This is a genomic window from Paenibacillus sp. FJAT-26967 (assembly GCF_001541095.1).
GTDB lineage: Bacteria > Bacillota > Bacilli > Paenibacillales > NBRC-103111 > Paenibacillus_F.
This window is the reverse complement of sequence record NZ_LMXH01000003.1, coordinates 305,315-323,151: the sequence shown is the minus strand read 5'-3', so window position 1 is coordinate 323,151 and position 17,837 is coordinate 305,315. Positions and strand designations below refer to the sequence as shown.

Annotated in this window: 19 protein-coding genes; 2 read left to right on the top strand and 17 right to left on the bottom strand. The window is 53.2% G+C overall.

Going from position 1 to position 17,837, the window contains the following annotated elements:
* Positions 1–105: 105 nt before the first annotated feature.
* Together AR333_RS15980 and AR333_RS15975 are read right to left on the bottom strand one after the other, a co-directional pair.
* Positions 106–1,128: a DUF1702 family protein gene (locus AR333_RS15980; RefSeq protein WP_068776361.1), complete on the bottom strand. Its 1,023-nt coding sequence runs from the start codon at positions 1,126–1,128 to the stop codon at positions 106–108.
* Positions 1,129–1,227: 99 nt separating this feature from the next.
* Positions 1,228–1,869, bottom strand: coding sequence for a helix-turn-helix transcriptional regulator (locus AR333_RS15975; protein WP_253735880.1), 642 nt, complete (start codon positions 1,867–1,869; stop codon positions 1,228–1,230).
* A 380-nt stretch (positions 1,870–2,249) separates the two neighbouring features.
* Here AR333_RS15975 and lexA point away from each other — a divergent pair, with 380 nt between their 5' ends.
* Together lexA and AR333_RS15965 are read left to right on the top strand one after the other, a co-directional pair.
* Positions 2,250–3,086, top strand: a complete 837-nt coding sequence (gene lexA, locus AR333_RS15970; RefSeq protein ID WP_068776360.1) for a transcriptional repressor LexA — start codon at positions 2,250–2,252, stop codon at positions 3,084–3,086.
* 128 nt (positions 3,087–3,214) lie between these two features.
* Positions 3,215–3,415 (top strand): hypothetical protein, encoded by a 201-nt coding sequence (locus AR333_RS15965; protein ID WP_068776359.1) that lies wholly within the window; start codon positions 3,215–3,217, stop codon positions 3,413–3,415.
* Between the two features lie 84 nt (positions 3,416–3,499).
* On the opposite strand, the gene AR333_RS15960 is transcribed toward AR333_RS15965, so the two are convergent.
* The 15 genes from AR333_RS15960 to AR333_RS15890 form a co-directional block, all read right to left on the bottom strand.
* Positions 3,500–4,279, bottom strand: a complete 780-nt coding sequence (locus tag AR333_RS15960) for an RnfABCDGE type electron transport complex subunit D (protein WP_068776358.1) — start codon at positions 4,277–4,279, stop codon at positions 3,500–3,502.
* Positions 4,280–6,010 carry a CRTAC1 family protein gene (locus AR333_RS15955; protein WP_068776357.1) on the bottom strand — a complete coding sequence of 577 codons (1,731 nt, stop codon included), beginning with the start codon at positions 6,008–6,010 and terminating at the stop codon, positions 4,280–4,282.
* A gap of 48 nt (positions 6,011–6,058) precedes the next feature.
* Positions 6,059–6,319, bottom strand: a complete 261-nt coding sequence (locus tag AR333_RS15950) for an acyl carrier protein (RefSeq protein WP_068776356.1) — start codon at positions 6,317–6,319, stop codon at positions 6,059–6,061.
* A 14-nt stretch (positions 6,320–6,333) separates the two neighbouring features.
* Positions 6,334–7,089 carry an SDR family NAD(P)-dependent oxidoreductase gene (locus tag AR333_RS15945; protein ID WP_068776355.1) on the bottom strand — a complete coding sequence of 252 codons (756 nt, stop codon included), beginning with the start codon at positions 7,087–7,089 and terminating at the stop codon, positions 6,334–6,336.
* Positions 7,090–7,093: 4 nt separating this feature from the next.
* Positions 7,094–8,350: a beta-ketoacyl synthase N-terminal-like domain-containing protein gene (locus AR333_RS15940; RefSeq protein ID WP_068776354.1), complete on the bottom strand. Its 1,257-nt coding sequence runs from the start codon at positions 8,348–8,350 to the stop codon at positions 7,094–7,096.
* Entirely contained in the window at positions 8,350–9,180 is an 831-nt protein-coding gene (locus tag AR333_RS15935) for a beta-ketoacyl synthase N-terminal-like domain-containing protein (RefSeq protein ID WP_068776353.1), read from the bottom strand. The genes AR333_RS15940 and AR333_RS15935 overlap by 1 nt, the downstream gene beginning before the upstream one ends.
* A 79-nt stretch (positions 9,181–9,259) precedes the next feature.
* Positions 9,260–10,516: a beta-ketoacyl synthase gene (locus AR333_RS15930; RefSeq protein ID WP_253735879.1), complete on the bottom strand. Its 1,257-nt coding sequence runs from the start codon at positions 10,514–10,516 to the stop codon at positions 9,260–9,262.
* On the bottom strand, positions 10,513–11,361 hold the full coding sequence (locus AR333_RS15925; RefSeq protein ID WP_068776352.1) for a hypothetical protein: 849 nt from the start codon (positions 11,359–11,361) through the stop codon (positions 10,513–10,515). Before AR333_RS15925 ends, AR333_RS15930 begins: the two co-directional genes overlap by 4 nt.
* 211 nt (positions 11,362–11,572) lie before the next feature.
* Complete coding sequence (locus tag AR333_RS15920) at positions 11,573–12,649, bottom strand: class I SAM-dependent methyltransferase (RefSeq protein ID WP_068776351.1); 1,077 nt, start codon at positions 12,647–12,649, stop codon at positions 11,573–11,575.
* An 18-nt stretch (positions 12,650–12,667) separates the two neighbouring features.
* Positions 12,668–13,030, bottom strand: coding sequence for a cupin domain-containing protein (locus AR333_RS15915; RefSeq protein WP_068776350.1), 363 nt, complete (start codon positions 13,028–13,030; stop codon positions 12,668–12,670).
* Between the two features lie 56 nt (positions 13,031–13,086).
* A complete protein-coding gene (locus tag AR333_RS15910; RefSeq protein ID WP_253735878.1) occupies positions 13,087–13,902 on the bottom strand; it encodes a bifunctional 2-polyprenyl-6-hydroxyphenol methylase/3-demethylubiquinol 3-O-methyltransferase UbiG in 816 nt (271 codons plus the stop codon).
* Complete coding sequence (locus AR333_RS15905; protein ID WP_068776348.1) at positions 13,899–15,224, bottom strand: aspartate aminotransferase family protein; 1,326 nt, start codon at positions 15,222–15,224, stop codon at positions 13,899–13,901. The genes AR333_RS15910 and AR333_RS15905 overlap by 4 nt, the downstream gene beginning before the upstream one ends.
* Positions 15,225–15,234: 10 nt before the next feature.
* Positions 15,235–16,662, bottom strand: coding sequence for a class I adenylate-forming enzyme family protein (locus AR333_RS15900; protein WP_068776347.1), 1,428 nt, complete (start codon positions 16,660–16,662; stop codon positions 15,235–15,237).
* Between the two features lie 16 nt (positions 16,663–16,678).
* Positions 16,679–17,470, bottom strand: coding sequence for a phytanoyl-CoA dioxygenase family protein (locus tag AR333_RS15895; protein ID WP_084783734.1), 792 nt, complete (start codon positions 17,468–17,470; stop codon positions 16,679–16,681).
* Positions 17,471–17,603: 133 nt separating this feature from the next.
* Positions 17,604–17,837 carry a phosphopantetheine-binding protein gene (locus AR333_RS15890; RefSeq protein WP_068776346.1) on the bottom strand — a complete coding sequence of 78 codons (234 nt, stop codon included), beginning with the start codon at positions 17,835–17,837 and terminating at the stop codon, positions 17,604–17,606.

The following is a 17,837-nucleotide window of genomic DNA, read 5'->3' as shown; positions in this document are numbered from 1 at the left end:
TCCTCCGATTCAGGATTTCTTCAACCTTATCGTAACCTGACATCCGGATTTCTTACCCGGTGGAAAATAGCTGCGTTTTCATGCTTTCTTGCTCCTGTGACGCAACTATCGCTTCTCCTTCACGCTTGCTTCCTCTTGCAGGATACGGCGCGCCTCTTCTATCCATCTAAAATAGTAAGATTCGGCTGCATCCGCCTCTATACGTTGTTCGGCTTGGTGCACACAATCTACGTAATGATTCACTTTGGCGCTGACAGAAGAGGAACAACTCTGCATTTGGCGCTGCCAATATGCCGGGTCCTGCAGCTTACGAGCCTCCCAGCCGAAGGCCAGTCCCTGACGGAAGGAAGCCTGGTAAGCCAGCGGAATTTGAATGTCTGCCTCTGCCGTATGCGCTACCTGATCGAACATGCTGTAAGCAACCGCAATACCCACCCCGCTGTAAGTGTCTTTACGGAAGGCTGTGGGCAGAGTCTCGATCTCGGCACTGACTTCCTTAAGGTCAAATTCGTGCAGGAACCATAAAGAGCGTCCAAGTCCCTGGTAACAAACGCGCTGGTACGGGTGCGGGAAGATGCTGAATTTCTGAATAATCTGTTTATTTTGCCGATAATGATATAAAGCGGTTTTGAATCCGACTCCGTCAAACACGATGGGCGCATATCTGGAATCAAGCTGCCTTAACCAGCCTGCAGCTGCCTCATAATCAAACCGGTACCGGATACTGAGATACCAGCCCAGGCCCACATAATATTGATAAAGATGACCCGATGACAATTCGTGCAGATACGATTCGAACCGCCTGCCCTTGCCAAGTGACAAGGAAGCCCTCACGCCGAGCCCCAGACCCACTCCTTCATAGGCAAAACCTCTGTAAAAAGGCGGGAATTGATGAGCCAGCTCCTCTCTTACATGCGCCATTCTCAATACCGGTTTTAAGACGCCGTTGCTTCCCGTTAAAAACGCTTTCAGAACCTGATGAAACTTCCGGTTAAACTCTTGATTTTGCGAAAAGCTGAATCTTTTAATTGTCTTGGAGATATTCTGCCTGAATAATCCAAGGTAGAGAAACGGAAAGATTAAAGCTGTACCAGCAATAAGTCCGGCTGCCGTTATACTCGTTATCATGATCTTTAACCCTCAGCTTTCGTGGCAGGAATGCTCCTGCTTATAAGTTCAATTTGCCGATTGGCAGCTTATGTCACATTAGGCCCCCGTTTTTCTGTTTTATTGAGAAGCAGCTCTGTTCAGGCGATATACCGATGGATTTACCCCCACCTTTCTTTTGAACACCCGGCCGAAATGGGTCAAATCGTTATAACCGACAGAGAAGCAGACATCCGTAACCGGTTCTCCCTTTTGCAGCAGCAGCTTGGCTTTCTGGATACGTTTGTTCATCACATATTCTTTGAATCCTGTACCGACATACTTCTGGAACATCCGGGAATAATGACACCGGCTCACAAAAATGGTTGAAGCTACTTTTTCCAGATTCAGATCGTTTTCACAAAGATTTTCATCAATAAAGGCGAGGGATTCTGCAAACAGGCGGTTATCACAGGATGGCTCCTGATTCTGGGCGACCATATCGATGAGCGAGATCAAGGAGGTGAAGCTGATCCGGTCTGCTCCGGCCAGTGCTATGAGAGGACTGCTGAACTTAAGCTTATGGACATTCCAATTTTCCGGAAACGTCTGTTCAAAAGTAAGGAAGACAACCAGTTTGTAATGGGTTTGTTTGACGATGCGAATAGCCGCACTCAAATCCACGAACTCGATTAGCTTGACCTTTTTGGAAAGCAGCAGCAATTCGGTAATATAGTCCTTACATTTGTCAGCCTTGTGGACGAAAACAAGCAAATTCATCATTTCTTCATCCCCTTTTTAAATTAGATAACAAACAAAAAATTACAAAAAGTATATTTATATTAAATTGATAAATAAATATCCTTATTATTGATTGTAACCGTGGAGATATATATTCGATCTGCTGACCTTGTCACTTATTCATATTTTTTTGTCATTGCGCTTACCCTCGGAAAAAAATACTTGATTACATATATGGATAAATCTAGTATCATCATTATAAACGCATATGCGTATAAATTCAAATAACAAAACGCATATGCGTTATTTTTCGAATGGAAACGACTATGATCTAGAACTAATGTTTGTTATACTATTAGAACGTATGTTTGTTGCTTATAGTGTTTGAATTGGACGGGAATATGCCGATTGGGGGCTAACAAATGAATGAAATTAACATTCGCATCAAAGAGCTTCGGCTAAAACACAAATTAACGATGGCCAAACTGGCCGCTATGATCGGAGTCTCTCCTGGTAATATCAGTGACTGGGAAAATGGAAAGAAAAAATCAACCCCCACCGCAAAAGCTCTAATTTCCATTTCCAAACAATTCAATGTGTCCCTTGATTGGCTCATGACCGGTTCGGAACCGGACACTCATACAAATGCCCAAGCCAAATCCAAAGCTCCGTACAGTCCTTATATGGAAGCGTTACAAGTTTTAGCCGGGCGGCTGATGGAAGATGACCTGCTCATGCTTCAGACACTAGCCGACCACCTGGCCCGCAAGAACACAGAAGCCGCAACCGGTGATCCATATAGAACAGGAAGAATCAGGCAGACCTCTATTCCGGCAGAAAACAGCCATATACGCGAAGCTTCACTTTCCGCCGAGTACTATGTCCGTCTGCCCCTCTTAGGCAAGGTAACGGCGGGCAGTCCGATTCTCGCCGCGGAGAACATCGAAGAATATTTTAGCGTCCCTAAAAGCCTCGTGGGGGCGGGTAAATATTTTATTCTGCGGATTCTGGGAGAGAGCATGGTGAATAAAGGAATCGAGAACGGGGATCTCGTTCTGGTGCGCCAGCAGTCCTCGGCAGATAACGGCGATGTGGTCGTAGCTCTGATCGACGGCGAAGAAGCGACCGTAAAGACGTTCTACAAAGAAGCGGATCATATACGGCTGCAGCCTGCCAACGATGCTTTTCAGCCGCTCCTTCCGGTAAATAATGTGAGTATTCTCGGCAGAGTAGTCAGTGTGCTAAGGGACGCGGAATAAAGTCCCTACGAAAAGAAAACGCAGCCGATCCTGTCACAACCTGCAGGATCGGCAGCAACAAAAGAAGAGTCGGCTCCTCTCAGAACGTCGTATGCTGGTTGCATAACAGACGAATGGAGGAGCTAACTTTGCCATCGCTGGACCGATTTGAAACGGGACCGCGTGACCCGCAGGCCGACGATCCGGCCCAAATTGCCGAATGCACCTACGACAGGTGCAGGAATCCGATTTACGAAGGCGAGAAGAACTGGGATTTCGATCAGGAATGGTTCTGCAGCCCGTCCTGTATCGCCAGGCACATGGGTGCTTATAAGCGTTATGCGCAGTGATCGAAAGAGAACTGCTATACGCCCGGCAAAAGCCCGGCAGGCGGCTGAAATGTGTTCATTCAGCCGTACTGCCGGGCTTTTGCATCATCCGGACTCCCTCATCTGCTTGCCGTACCTCAACCTGTAGGGGATTCCCACCATCAGCGTAATAAGGAAAGAGGCATAGAACTGCGAGTTCGTAATATGGAGAATCCGAAGCCAGGCATCCGCAAATGCGATCAGGAAGGCGAACAAGATTCTCGCCCGCCTCGTAGGCGGGGTCGTCTTGGGATCTGTGATCATGAAGAAGGTAAACAATTGGAATGATGCCCCCATCATAGGGCCGAATGAATAGAACACAGGCTCGCCGAACCACTCCACCCGCAGCCATGCGAACACCGCGAAGCCTCCGATAAAAGCCAGTACGGAGTCCAGACGCTTGGCCTTGTAGGCCGCCAAGAGTCCGAGCGCCATAATGAGAATCATCACTTCGATTCCATTGGTCCACTGCTTCGGCGTACTGACGGCATAAGCAGGCAGCCCGATCAGCATAATGACCATGGCAACATTGTTGGGATTGAAAACATGACTGCCTCCAAGCCGCACGAACTGCTTGATGCATATAGCCAGTGCGGCCGTCAGCGCGTAGGGCCATACCGCATAAGAACTTAGCAGCAGACTGATGCCGATCCCGGTAATCAGGGCGCTGAGGGGAAACACCCACTGTTTCTTCCGTATACCTACGATAAGAAACTCCAGTCCTGCGGCTGTGCCTACGGAAATAAAGAAAGCATCCCACTTCTGAAAAAAACCGAGGAAGATCTGCCCGGCAGCTACAAAAGACAGCAGAAAAACAAGGATATATATCCGCGGATCTTTGAGCATCTAATCCGCTTTCTCCACAAGCTTTACGATCCCATTCCCCGGAACATCCGTGAGCTCTTCCACTCGTCCGCTCGGCCAGCGGATGGTGATCTTATCGACTTTCTCCGCCTGACCCAGTCCAACATGCAGACGCGGATCGCTCTGCCCGCCGAAACTGTTCGCCCCGTCCTTTTCCATAACCGTCTTCACGCCATTCACTTCAAAAGTGACTCTCGCTCCGACGGCATCCCGGCTGCTCGGCGCGCTTCCGGTCAAGTCGAGTTTGATCCAATTGTTGCCGCTTGAGATCACATTCTTATACACTTTCGCCGGCCCGCCCTGGTTGGCAAAGACCAGATCGAGCGTCCCTTTATTGTCGATGTCGACAGCCGCAATTCCGCGTCCGTCCTCTACGAAATCAAGGCCGGCCTGCTCGGCGATATTCTTGAATTTGTCGCCCTCCCGGAAGAACAGAAATTTCTTCTCATACCCGGAGAGACTCTTATCCGCAAAAGCCGGCCAGTTCTTCGCGTCTTCCACTACATTGCCGGGTGTCGTGGCCAGTGTGCCCAGATCAAACCAGTAATCCCGCTTCTTGCTCGCGGAGACGAAGCCTGTCTGCACCACTAAGCTCGGATTCCCGCTGTTATCGAGATCCGCGAACCTGGCTCCCCAGGAAAAGCCGGCGATATTAACGCCCATTTCCTCGCCTCTGTCTACAAACTGCCCGTCTTTCTCGTGCCATAATTGATTTCCTTCCAGAATGTATTGCGATTTGCTTACGTTGCTGATATACATGGCGGGATTCCCGTCATGGAACACATCCGCAAAATCGACATTCATGCCCTTGAAGGTATCATCGCCGACTCCGCGGGGCTGAACGACAGCTTTGAATTTCTTTCCTTCCTCATTCAAATAGAGCGTATCCGGTCCGAAATCATTGGCATTGTAAATATCGGGCCAGCCGTCATTATTTACGTCCCAGGTGCCCGAAGCAAGGGTCCAGCCTGTATCGCCAACCCCAAGTTCTTGGGTTACATCAGTGAAGGTTCCGTCCCCGTTGTTCTTGTAGAGGACGTTGCGCCCACCGTTTCTCGCCCTTTCAAAATCATTGTGCATGATTTTCGTGGTGGTGAGATTCCAGAGGTCGTTCTTCTCATGAAAGTAACACGACAAATACAAATCCAGGTTCCCGTCCCGGTTGTAATCCAGCACGATCGCCTTATTCACATATCCTCGGTACCCGACTCCTGCCTGATCCGTAATCTCTTTGAACGTCCCGTCTCCATTGTTATGAAACAGGCGGCTTTTGCCCCATGACCCGACGAACAGACTGGGGTATCCGCTGTTGTTGTAATCAAACCAGACGGCCGCTTCCGAGATGCCCTCCGTATTCACATCCGCCAGGCCGAGCTTCCCGGCTGTCTCCGTGTAGGTGCCATCCCCGTTGTTATGGTAGAGTGCATTCTTGGATCCTTTGGCGGAATTGACGAAGTACAGATCCATAAACCCGTCTTGATCATAATCCGCTGTAAAAACACCGGCTCCCGTAGAAGCCATCCATGGCATGATATTGGTCAGTTTGGCATCAAAAGTCGGTTTCGTATGAGTAAATGTGATGCCGGTGGCATCTGTCGCTTCCTTCAAAGTAAAACCGTAATCCGACCGGACGGCATGGTTACCGCAGCCAGCGGTGACCAGAAGCAGTGCGGTGACGCCGATGAACGCTCGGCTAATTGATTGCAGCCGCATGAAGTTCTCATCTCCTCATCCTTCTGATTTAGACAATGCTCTCTGCCCCTAACCTGCCTGCTTGTCCAGCAGGAGCTTCAGGATGTCCTGGAGGCAGGTGATCTCAACCAGTTCTTCCTCCGACAGGCGTACGCCATACTCACGCTCCAGGGTAACGACAAGCTCAAGAACGGCCAGGGAATCAATCCCGATATCCATCAGAGGCGTGTCTAAGAAGATCTCTTTGTCCACTTCCTCCATCACTTCCGGAGAATCGATAAGATCTAGGGTAACTTCAATGATGCGCGACTTAATCTGCTTCGGATTCATAGCCTTCCTCCTTTTCATAGTAATCCTCCATCCACAACCAGCACGGAACCGTTCACATACGAGGCTTCACCGGATAGCAGGAACAATACAGCGGCCGCCGCCTCTTCGGGAGTCCCGAGCCTTTTGAGCGGAATGTTCTTCGCTAAAGCAAGTTTCCGATGGTCTGCCATATCATTCAGCATCTCGGTTCCGATATAGCCCGGGGCCACTGCGTTTACCCGGATACCCAGCGGACCCAGCTCTTTGGCCAGCGCCTTGGTGAGGCCGATCACTCCTGCCTTGGAGGCGGCATAATTCGCCTGGCCGGAAGCCCCGGCTATGCCTGAGACGGAGGATAAATTCACAATACTGCCCCGGCTCAGCCCCAGCGGCCGGATCAACCCCCGTATGATCGCGAACATAGATGTCAGGTTGACTTGAATGACACTGTCCCACTGTTCATCCGACATTTTGTAAACCGGTGTATCCCGGATAATTCCGGCATTATTCACAATCCCGTGAAGGGGCCCGTTCTCTGACACAGCAGCCAGCAGATGACGGATCGAATCGGGATCGGTAAAGTCTGTCTGTATACAGGAGACGGAGCACCCGTCTCTACCCGTCTCGTCCAGCAGTGACTCGGCAGCCGCCCGGTCCTTCGAATAAGTAAAAATCACCTGAGCACCAGCCGCAGCCAGCTGCTTGACCACAGAGCGTCCTATCCCCCGCGAACCCCCGGTTACAAGGACTGTACGTCCGGTAAAATCGTATGTGATTGCTCCCACATGCATCCCTCTATTCCAGCTTATTGAATAAAACAGCCGCATGAAACCCGCCATATGCGGGTACAGATTTTACTGCTGAGCGGATCGGCCGGGACACCGCCTGAGTCTGAATCTGTATCTTTATTTTCGGATCGGGATACTCATGATTAAGTGCAGGCAGCAGCATATTATGCTTCATACAGTGAAGCATAAGCACTGTTTCAATCATGGCGCTCGCCCCCAGCAGGTGGCCGAAATATCCCTTGAACGCCGTGACTGCCGGAAGCGGACGCTCCAGGCCGCCAAAGGCCCTCTGAATCTCGGCGGCCTCATAGCGGTCCCAGAGCGTACTTCCCGAGCCGTGAGGAACCAGAAGATCAATCTCGCGATCCGGCTCCAGCTCTGCAGCCCCGCTGATGACACCCGCATAGGAATGCCTGGATACGTCGGGCAGCGTCATATGCCAGTGGTCCTGTACAAAACGTCCGCCCCTGTACAGGCTTATGGGTGAGGCGGCTCTTCTTGCAGCATGCTCTTCCGATTCCAGCACAATCGTAGCCGCTCCGTCCCCGAGAATGGAACCGTCCCGGTGCAGATCGAACGGACGGATGATATTCTGCCCGGAGACAAATCCCTTCTCTTGCAGCCATAAGTACTCGGATACATGGGCATAATCAGAGCACGAGACGATCACCAGATCTGCACTCCCTGTCTCGATCATCATCCTGCCCAGCTCCAAGGCATAGAGCCCGGAGGCACAGGCATTGTTAACCGCATAGCTGGGACCGTTAATGCCAAGCAGCTGGGCCAGGTAGAACAAATACGGAAATGTCTGAAGATTGAAAAACTCGTGCTGGTACTGCCTGAAAAGCGGTATTTCCGGCTCTCTTCTCCCTAATTCAGGCTGATGCTGCACAAATTTGTCCGTCAGCCGTACAACGCCCAGATTCTCATGACCAATAACCAATCCGACCCTCGAGGTTCCTCCCGGACTGAATCCGGCATCCTCCAGAGCCTGCCGGATTGAGACCAGCAGCATACAGAAATCTGCGTCTTCAAGGAGCCGGTTCTCAGACAGCCAGGCAGCCGTCTGCCGCCCCAGCCACTCGGCAGGGCGTAAGTCAGGGAGGGCGTAGACCGGGTATTCCACACAGGAACTGTCAGAGAAGCGGTATGAACGCCTCCGGGGTCCCTCAGCTCCCGCAAGGGCTGCTTTCCAGACTTCCTCGTTCGTCACTCCCAGTGAACAAAGCATATTTGTTCCTGTTACCAAAGCCCCTTTTCCCACTATGCATCCTCCGTCAGTATGTCGTTATCAAGCTCTACCGTATACTGGCGGTCGGCCACCGATCCGATCTTAAACCGGCAAGGCCGGGCCCCATCATTCTCCTTCAGCAGAAGAGCCGCAAAGGCGATGAGTTCTTCATCTTCTATCTCGATTATATCTGCCCTGCTCTCATTTACTCTGGTTTTCATGCTCAGTCGGATGCAAGTTCCGCTAAGAGGCTGCTTAGAGAGTAGCAGGCTCGCGACAGTTTCTATATGCGCCTGATGCCGGAGATTTTCCCGGAAGATTTCAGGTACAGCGAGATGAACGGCACATACGACCACATGAGAAACATTCTCCGAAGCCAGCAGATCCACAGCATACTGCAAGGATCGGACAGACGTTGCGCCGCCACTCGAAATCGTCACATTGGGACCGCTCAGGCCATAATAAATGGCGGTTTGTCCGGCGGTTACGTTCAAGACGGTATCCGGGAACAAGCCCGGACTCGTGTTGTTGACCCCATAGGCCTCCGCTTCCTGATTAAGCCTGTATATGGCGTCCAGATTTGCGTCGTCAGTTCCCACCACCATGGCGATCTTATCCCCGTCCGTACAGGGAAAAGGTATCCCCGCCTCCCTCAGCGCCTCGCCTGTCACGAGAGTGGCCAGCTGTACCGCTCTGGACTGCCTTTTAAATCTTTTGAGGGTCGGCGGAGCTTCCGGAACGTCTTCAATCCTCAGTGATTTGTTCTCGCGCTCAGGAGATAAGCCTCCCCCAAGCATCTCTGCTAGACTTCTGAAGCCAGGGGCTGTTAGACATCCTGCCCCCGTTATATACACCGGTTCCATGCCAATCTCTCCTTACTCGCTTGATGTGGGCCGCTCACTGCCGTGAATGTACCGCTGCCAGTCATAGGCCGGGCGGGCTTCAGCCGGAAGTACAAGCGCCCAGCAGGATAGAGGAATTCACGCCCCCGAAAGCATACGAATTGGAAAGAATAGTCCGGTACTTTCCGGGCTTAGACTGTCCCCTAATAACAGGAATGGAGCATTCGGGGTCCACCTGCTCCAGATTGAGCGTCATCGGAGCTATCCCTGTCTCCAGACACTTGACGCTCATCACGGCTTCAATCGCACTGGCCGCCCCCAGGGTATGGCCGAGATGACCTTTGATGGAGCTGGCGGGCGGAAGGCTTCCTTCGCTGAATACCGCCTCCTGCGCCCTGGCCTCCATCCTGTCGTTAGCCATCGTGCCCGTTCCGTGCAGGCTCACGTAATCTACAGCGCAAGGGGCCAGACCCGCCATCCGCAGCGCAGCCTCCATGGCACGGGCGGCGCCCCGGCCTTCCGGGTCCGGCTGGGTAATGTGATGAGCGTCGCAGCTCATCCCGTATCCGAGCAGCCGGGCGCGGGGCCGGACCTTTCTTAATATCGCATGCTCCAGCGATTCGATCACAAGCACGCCGGCGCCTTCGCCGAGTATGAGCCCTTTGCGGGCCGCATCAAAGGGACGGCACTTGTCGGGCGCCATGGCCCGCAGGGTGCTGAAGCCCGTGAATGCGACCCAGGAGAGCGAATCGACTCCGCAGGCGATCATGATGTCGGCCCGGCCTGCCGCAATCTCGTCCACGGCTCTGGCAATGGCAAAGTTACCGGCGGCACAGGCATTCGTGAACGTCCAGGCGGGCCCTTGCAGGCGCATCATCCTCTGGATCTGCCCCGTAATTTCGTGAGGACCGCCGAACGCCCGGCTGCTCTGCCCGTGCAAAGCGTTCTCCAGCGGATCGATGTCCCCCATCGTGGTGCCGACGCAGAGACCGATCCGGCAGCCTGCGGACGCTTCATGTTCCAGACCCGCATTTCTCAGTGCCTGCTCGATTGCCGGAACCAGAATCCGGGTCGCTCTCCCTGAAGCGCGGATCTCTTCCCGGTTGTACAGCGAAAGCGGAATCTCATCAATCTGGCAGGCCAGCTTATTCGTATGCCCGCTCGTATCGAATACCGTGACCGGCTTCAGCCCCGTAGAACCCTCCAGCAGGTGCTGAAAGAACGTTTCTTCTCCGCTGCCGATAGAAGTAACGACTCCCAGACCGGTTACAACTGCTTGTCTGCCGGATGTCTTCATGATCAGTCCCCTTTCCCCCGCACTTGTATTGCCGGCAATCCCTGCACTCCCCGACTTCATTGACTTTGCCCTTCTTTGGAAGACTTCCAGATGGGGCTTAAATCTCCGATGTCCGGAGCGGGCCGCTGGAACTGATCCATTCCTCTGTCACGGATGACGATCTCCAGCGCCTGCTCCCTGGAAGCGGCTGCTCTTTCTTTCAAACCGGCGTCACCCGGATGCGACTCGTATCCCTGTTTCCAGATGTCCATTCCATCGCCGACTTCCCCTTTTTTAACCAGTGCATCTCCAAGAGCCGTGTAAGCCATCGCCCACATATAAAAAGGGGTTTCTTGCTCGAATTTCTTGGTAACAGCCAGACAGAACGATAAATCCTGGATGGATTTGTCGATCCGCTGCAGCCCGACCGGCCAGTAGAGATTGTTGATACCCCTGGCGTAATGTGCCAGCCAGTCATAGGGATCCTTCTCCAGAATTTCATTCAACTGGTTGATGGAGTGTACGGAAATCTGCCCGAGCGAAGCGGTCCCCAGAGACTGGTTCTGCATCCTGTCGATATACCCCAATGCCAGTTGAAGCTTTGCCCTCGCCGGCGGGTTATTCATTTCTGTCATAAAAGAAATAAAAGCCTCCGTCTGCTCGCTTTTTCCCATTTTCAAACGAAGCTCATTGCTGTAAGCCAGATTATCGGGATCGCCCGTTACGAGCCTTTTCAGCTCGTCGACCGCAGCATCCCCTGCAATCTGCACGCTTCTCTCCTGATCAAAGACCAGGTTGAACTCAGCCAGCTTCATCTCATCCGAGACAGGGGGAAGCTTATAAGGTTTATTCCAGTGCAAGTAAACTCCTGTCAACAGGCCCGCTGTAATCAGCAAAGCAAGGAAGAACTGCCATCTTTTTTTCATAAAGCACCCCTCTCGCTTGAATCAGGAAGGGACGGGATTCTCCCTGGTCCTGCGTTATTTACAGAATAAATAGGCTGTAATCATGGTAGATCCGTACCGTCTTCACTCCTCACTGTCCGGCTGGTAAATACAGTTCTGGAGATCACATGAATCTGAATCGAGGCCAGACAGTGAACAAGGAGCTCTACAACAATAATCATCGGCAGGCCCCCTACTTCTCCCTGGTTCCTGTGATTATGGCGCCACGAACAGGCCCCTCGTTGACTTTGACCTGAACTTGTCCGAAACCGGCAGCCTGCATAATTTCCCACCAGTCTTCCGGCCTTAACAAGCCGAAGCAGGTGAGGTCGCCACTTCCGGTACTTATCTCCCTGAAGTCCGGCAGCATGGAGAAGATAAATTCCTGCTGCAGCTTGCTCCTGTAATCCCTCCGGACGCATTCGGATAGGAGAATAGAGCCGCCGGGCTTCAGATGCTCGCGCAGTCTGCTTAGAGCACGGACCGGCTGATCCGCGCAGTGCATCACATTCACGGCGAAGATAAAATCATGCTCTCCTTCTCCGGCCGGTACATCGTTAAGATCCAGCTTCTTGTGGATCAGCTTGTCGGGTTCAAGCTCCGTTTCCAGGGATCTTCTGGCTTTGACGGCCAGCAGCGTACTGGCATCCGTAACCGTGTAGCGGATTAGCTTCTTAGCCCGGAGCCTCATCTCCGTCAGAAGAGCCCTGGTTGCCGATCCGAAGCCGGTACCCAGCTCCATGACTTCGCAAGGGCCGCTCATCAGGTCCGCCAATTCCTCAGCCGCCCATTGGTTGTGAACCGCATACAAATCATGGGCGTTATGAAAATAATGTTCCCACAAACCGGCTCCGCTCCGGTTAAAAAGAACTTGCCGGGGCTCCACTTCATCCTGCAGCGCCTTCAGCCAGAACGTGCCGGCATACCGGATCAGATCCAGGGAAGGAGCGACATGCACGGCCGGGAACGGATTGCCGCAATCCCTCCAGTGTTCTCCTTTGTCCGTCATTTCCCAATTGCCCCGATCCGTCTTCCGGATAAACAATTGCTGCTCCAGAAATAACAGAGCCCACTGGACCAAAGAGATGTTGGCATCCGTGCTGCCTAGCCGGAAGATGATTTCTTTCTCCCCGGCAGGACCGGATGAGAGCAAGCCCTCCCCCTTCAAAATCTTCAGAATGGTATAGGCCGTATAATCAGACACATAATCATAGGATGCATGATAGGCTTCATTGAACAGAGCAGTCTTGACTGTTGCAACACCGGTCACTTCCATTTCCTCCTCGGCCTACGAAGTAGCTTCGATTTCAACGATTTGCTGCCGGATTACATGGTAGTCAATAAAGACGTATAGAAGAGCCCCGTTCTCTGTACGCACGTCATGGGATTCGGCCAGCCCCGCTGTCAGAAAATCTCCTTCTTTCATCACTTCATCCTCATTGAGAATCAAATCTCCCTTAATCAAGTAGGCGAATTCCCGGCGCGGGTGATCGTGCATCGGAATAAAACTGCCCGGATGCAGCTTCACCAGAAAACAGAGCCGGCCCTGCTCATCTTCGTACAGATAACTCATCTCCGTATTCTCATAAATCCCGGGCTCCCACTTCATTTCATCCCATTTGATCAGCTTGTGCTTATTGACGTTATCCACTCGTTCTCCCCCTGCCCATCGGATATTTTCCCTCTCTTAAACTGCCTTTGTGCAAGTTATGCATCCTGCTTTTTCTTCATATGAATCAGAAGCCGGGGACTGTTCGTGGTAAGGGGGGAGAAGTCGAAACCGCCATATACCCCTTCACAAATCAGACCTGCCCCGGTATGCATGCCGAGCAGTTCGGTAGCCGCATACAGCCTGAGATTCAGGCGCGATGTCTTGAGACTGCCGGCTTCCAGCCAGTTCATCACTTCATTCCATCTGCCGCTCACGCTGTCGAACTCGCGCTGGGACCAGACAGGCTGGCCATTCATCATGTCCCACGTTTTCTTCGCGCTGTGCATGAGCTTAAACTCCCTGTTCTCCGTTTCCTGGATGAACTGTCCACCCGGCTTCAGACTGCGGACAATCCGCCGGACAATGTCCTTGTCTTCTTCCTCGCTCTGGAGATAACCGAAGGCCGTCCCCAGATTGATGACAGCATCGAACTCCTCCACAGCCTCCAGCTCCCGCATATCAAGCTCTATAAATGACACATTCCCGGCGGTTCCGGCGGTTCCGTTGGTTCCTTTGGTTCCGGCGGCTTCGGCGGCTCCAGCGGACTCCGCCCTTTCTCTCGCTGCTGCCAGCAGCGCCCCGGATGCATCCACCCCTGTCACCTTGTAGCCTCTCTGCGCCAGCGGCACGCTGATCCGTCCCTGCCCGCAGCCCAAATCCAGTATGCGCGCACCCTGCGGGAGCCGGAGCAGCTGCAGGAGCTGGTCCACTTCGAAGGCGGTCCGCTCCCCATGCAATATCACTTCGGAGAAAAGCAGATAATCTTCACCGAAAAAGTCATGCCAATGCTCTCTGTCTGCCAATAGACTCACCTCATTCTTCTCAGCGCTCTTGATACGCCATGGATAAGAAAATCACATTCTTCTTCATTTATGTTCAATGGAGGATACATGAGCAGGATTCCGTTAAAGTAGTTGCCCAGAACACCTTCCCCGTGCAGTAACTTGGTCAGCTTCTTGCCCCATTCGTAATCCACCGGTTCCTTCGTGTGCTTGTCCTTCACGAACTCCAGGGCAACCATTAGTCCTTGACCCCGTATGTCACCTACGCAAGGATGATCGTCAAGCGATTCCCTGAAACCGTCGATGAGGTCTTTGCCGCGAAGGAGCGCATTGTCCGGCAGCCTCTCTTGCTCGATGATGTCCAGTACCGCAAGAGCGGCCGCACACCCCACGGGATGGCCGCACTGGGTCGAGCCATGAAGCAGGATGCCTCCCTCGCCGAACAGGCTGCTGTCCAGAGCATCCGATATCAGAGCCGCTCCCATAGGAAAGTAACCGCCGGTCAAACCCTTGGATACGGCCAGCACATCCGGCTCCAGTCCGTAATGCTCGCTAAGGGACCAATATCCCGCTCTGCCGAGCCCGGTCGTTACTTCGTCGGCGATGACCAGAATACCGTACTGCCGTGTCAGAGCCCTGAGCTGCTTAAAAAACGATTCCGGCATGAGAACAATTCCGTTGACCGCTTGAATAGGCTCGATGAGCACGGCTGCGATATTCTCCGGTCCGGCCTCCACGATTATCCGCTCCAGTTCTTTCAAACAGAAGGCTGCGGCGCTTTCCGGGGAATCTGTGCCGGCCGGGGGCCGGTACAGATTGGGGGTCGGCGCGCATAAGCAGCCTTCCAGACCCTTGCCGAACATTTCCCGGATGCCCAGATGGGTCACGGAGCCTGATCCGTATGTGGTTCCATGATAGCTTCCATCCAGGGAAATAAACATTTCCCGCCTGGCTTCCCCCCGGGTAATGAAGTGCTGACGGACCATCCGCATGGCGGTTTCCACGGCTCCCGATCCATCGTTGGCGAAGAATACCTTGGAATATCGGCGGCTGCACAGCGAGATCAATTTTTCCGCCAGAACCTGAACAAGATTATGCGTCTGGGCACAGGTTGAAGCAAAGCTAAGCTGCTCCATCTGCTCCTTCATCGCCCGGATTACCTGCCAATGTCCGAGGCCTACTGCGGGCACAGCTGTTGTCGCATACAGATAGGCTTTACCTTGTGTATCGTACACCCACGACCCTTCCCCCCTTTCCAGACACATATATTGCCCGTACCATGCTTCCGGGGTCAGCGACCCGCTCGGCGGCATCCACGTGAACGGGTGAATGACCGGATAGCTTGTATGCATATTCTCACCTCTAAGGATTGATAGGACGAATCAATTTGCCGCTTGCGGTCTTGGGAAGCTCCTGCTTGATTTCGATTACATCGGGCCAAAGTCTGGAGTCCCTGATCGTCCGTATGATGGTCGAACGGATCTGTGGAATCTCCGCTCCGCCGGCGCAAGTGATCCAGGCATGAACCCGCGTTCTTCCTTCGCTGGTTTCTCCGAATACCAATGCTTCGCGGATCTGGGGAATTCGGGTCAGCTCGCTTTCGATTTCACTCGGATCCATATTGATTCCGCCCCGGATCATGAGAAAGTCACTTCTTCCCAGCACATAAATTTCGCCGTCCCGGATCACCGCCCGGTCGCCGGTGCACAGCCATCCATCCTTTATTTTGCGGGCGGTCGCTTGCGGATCCCCATAATAGCCCTTCATGATATTGGGGCCGGCAGCATAAAGGATGCCTTCCTGCCCCTCCGGTACAGGGCGCCCCTGAGGATCTGTCACCTTCACCTGCACACCGGCCAGCGGTCTGCCTACGCAGCCTTTCCTGCGTATCACCGCACCCGGCTCCGTCAGACAGCTTATTCTCGGAGAAGCCTCTGTCAATCCGTATGCGTTCCAAATCCGGGCAGCGGGAAAGGCTGCCGTTATTCGCTCGGCTTGTGCGGCGCTCAGGCATTCTCCGCTCAGAACCAGATAGCGCAGCCCCGAGAAATCATAACGGCGGCGGAAACGGGCAAAAGCGGCAGCCACGGTCGGGGTGACGCCAAGGGCCGTAATCCCGTCCCGGGCCAGACTCTTCATCGTGCCGATCGGGTTGATATCCCCCGGCTTGAAATAAACGGCTGCTCCTCCGTATAAGGCAGGCAGCAGTTCACCGGTGAAGGCCGAGGCGTAAGTCAGAGGACGGAACAAGTACAGCCTGTCCCTGGGGGTTAGCGTAAAATAATCGAGAATACTGCGGAGATTCGACCAAATGTTGCCGTAGGTCAACATCACGCCTTTGGGGCGCCCCGTCGTTCCCGATGTGTACAGAACAACGGCAACTTCGCTCAGCTCCTCCCTGTGCGAGGGCATTATCCCCGGAAGACTTTCCGGCAGGATCCTGCCCAGACCGTCCAGGCTGCTGTCCGTGATATAAAGCTCCGCCTTCGTCCACTGGAGAATTTTGTTCGACAAGGCGGGATTTTTGACCGGGTCCACAGGTATAAGAGTGATGTTAAGGAGCAGCGCAGCCAAGTAAACCGGCACCACCCTGGAGCCCAGCGAGACGTCAACCGCCAGCAGCTGCTGGCCCCTCCCCTGGCCCTTGCCGAAACCCAGCCTGATGAGGATCTGCGTGTTCTGCTCTATCCGTTCCCGCAGCTGCTTGTACGTCATGAAGCCCCCGAGCCCGCCTGTTGTGCATACTCCTTCATGCTTGTATAATTCGGAAAAAAACTGCCTGCTATCCATAGCCTTCCCTCCCGTTTCAGTTGGAATCGGAGGTCAGAAACAACCTTTTAACACTGTGTGATTTGTTGACGGGCCTGAATATTTTATCCCCTGCCGAGTTTAACAGTTCCCTGTTCTGGACAAAGAGACTTTTAACGCTTTCCCCTACAAAATGCAGGACCAGCGAATTGCGAAAATCATAGCGCGTCCGGTTCGCATGGGAGCCGTGCACCGTAAAGCCGTGGAACACGACAACGTCACCGGGGGCGGTAACGACATCCACCGCCTCGTGATGCTCGGGGACCGGAACCGACTGCCCGTACGTGGAGCGGCTTCCCGGCATTCTCGGCTTGAGCAGGCCGAGACGATGGCTGCGTGGCACCATCTTCAACCCGCCGTTGCCGGGATCCGCCCCATCCAGGGAGATCCAGAAGGCACAACCTGCCGAAGGATCGGCACCGATGTCATAATTGTCCTGGTGCAGCGGAAGCTGCTTGGCTCCCGGACATTTATAGAAGCCTGTCGATCCTACGAGCAGAGCCCCTTCGCCCAGAAGCTCCGAAGCTGTACCGAATGTTCTGCTGTCCAGCGCCCACTTCAGAAGGTCCTTATGTCCCTGGTGGACGTTGCGCAAAGGCGGAAAAAGACTTTCCACAGGAAACAGCATGCTCTGGAAGATCGTCCGTCTCCGGATGCCCTCTGTCCACACTTCCCTCAGTCCCTGCTTCAGCCGGGCAACCTCATGCTCCGCAAACATTCCCGGAATAACAGCGTATCCCTGCTGCTTGTACTGAAGGAGCTGCTCCGGTGAAATCCATTGTTTCGTCATTCATGATCCCTCCTCTCCTGACGAGTCCCGCTTTCCCTATCTAACATAGATCATGTCCTGCTCGTGAGCTTTGGTCTTCTTTAAGCATAAGAGGAACCTTGCTGCTTGACTCGGCTTTCGTCACGGCTCTGCCTTACTTGGCGAGTATGCCGTTAATATAGGCTTGAATGCGTCCGGGTGTGGTCAGCTCATCCAGATTTAACTGATCATCGAGAACATCAATATTGAACATCATTTCAAATTCAATCAGAATTTCGACAACTTTGACCGAGTCTATTCCTTGTTCCAGCAAATGAGTATCCAGTTCAACAGAGTCCAGTCCGCCGATTTTACCGATCACCTCTAATGCCGCTTCGCCCGTTAACAT

Excerpts from the sequence above, each read along its gene's own strand:
- AR333_RS15925 (WP_068776352.1), bottom strand. The coding sequence starts at position 11,361 with ATGAAAAAAAGATGGCAGTTCTTCCTTGCTTTGCTGATTACAGCGGGC.
- AR333_RS15945 (WP_068776355.1), bottom strand. The coding sequence starts at position 7,089 with ATGCATGTGGGAGCAATCACATACGATTTTACCGGACGTACAGTCCTT.
- AR333_RS15930 (WP_253735879.1), bottom strand. The coding sequence starts at position 10,516 with ATGAAGTCGGGGAGTGCAGGGATTGCCGGCAATACAAGTGCGGGGGAA.
- AR333_RS15900 (WP_068776347.1), bottom strand. The coding sequence starts at position 16,662 with ATGGATAGCAGGCAGTTTTTTTCCGAATTATACAAGCATGAAGGAGTA.
- AR333_RS15890 (WP_068776346.1), bottom strand. The coding sequence starts at position 17,837 with ATGTTAACGGGCGAAGCGGCATTAGAGGTGATCGGTAAAATCGGCGGA.
- AR333_RS15955 (WP_068776357.1), bottom strand. The coding sequence starts at position 6,010 with ATGCGGCTGCAATCAATTAGCCGAGCGTTCATCGGCGTCACCGCACTG.
- lexA (WP_068776360.1), top strand. The coding sequence starts at position 2,250 with ATGAATGAAATTAACATTCGCATCAAAGAGCTTCGGCTAAAACACAAA.
- AR333_RS15895 (WP_084783734.1), bottom strand. The coding sequence starts at position 17,470 with ATGACGAAACAATGGATTTCACCGGAGCAGCTCCTTCAGTACAAGCAG.
- AR333_RS15950 (WP_068776356.1), bottom strand. The coding sequence starts at position 6,319 with ATGAATCCGAAGCAGATTAAGTCGCGCATCATTGAAGTTACCCTAGAT.
- AR333_RS15960 (WP_068776358.1), bottom strand. The coding sequence starts at position 4,279 with ATGCTCAAAGATCCGCGGATATATATCCTTGTTTTTCTGCTGTCTTTT.
- AR333_RS15980 (WP_068776361.1), bottom strand. The coding sequence starts at position 1,128 with ATGATAACGAGTATAACGGCAGCCGGACTTATTGCTGGTACAGCTTTA.
- AR333_RS15905 (WP_068776348.1), bottom strand. The coding sequence starts at position 15,224 with ATGCATACAAGCTATCCGGTCATTCACCCGTTCACGTGGATGCCGCCG.
- AR333_RS15975 (WP_253735880.1), bottom strand. The coding sequence starts at position 1,869 with ATGATGAATTTGCTTGTTTTCGTCCACAAGGCTGACAAATGTAAGGAC.
- AR333_RS15935 (WP_068776353.1), bottom strand. The coding sequence starts at position 9,180 with ATGGAACCGGTGTATATAACGGGGGCAGGATGTCTAACAGCCCCTGGC.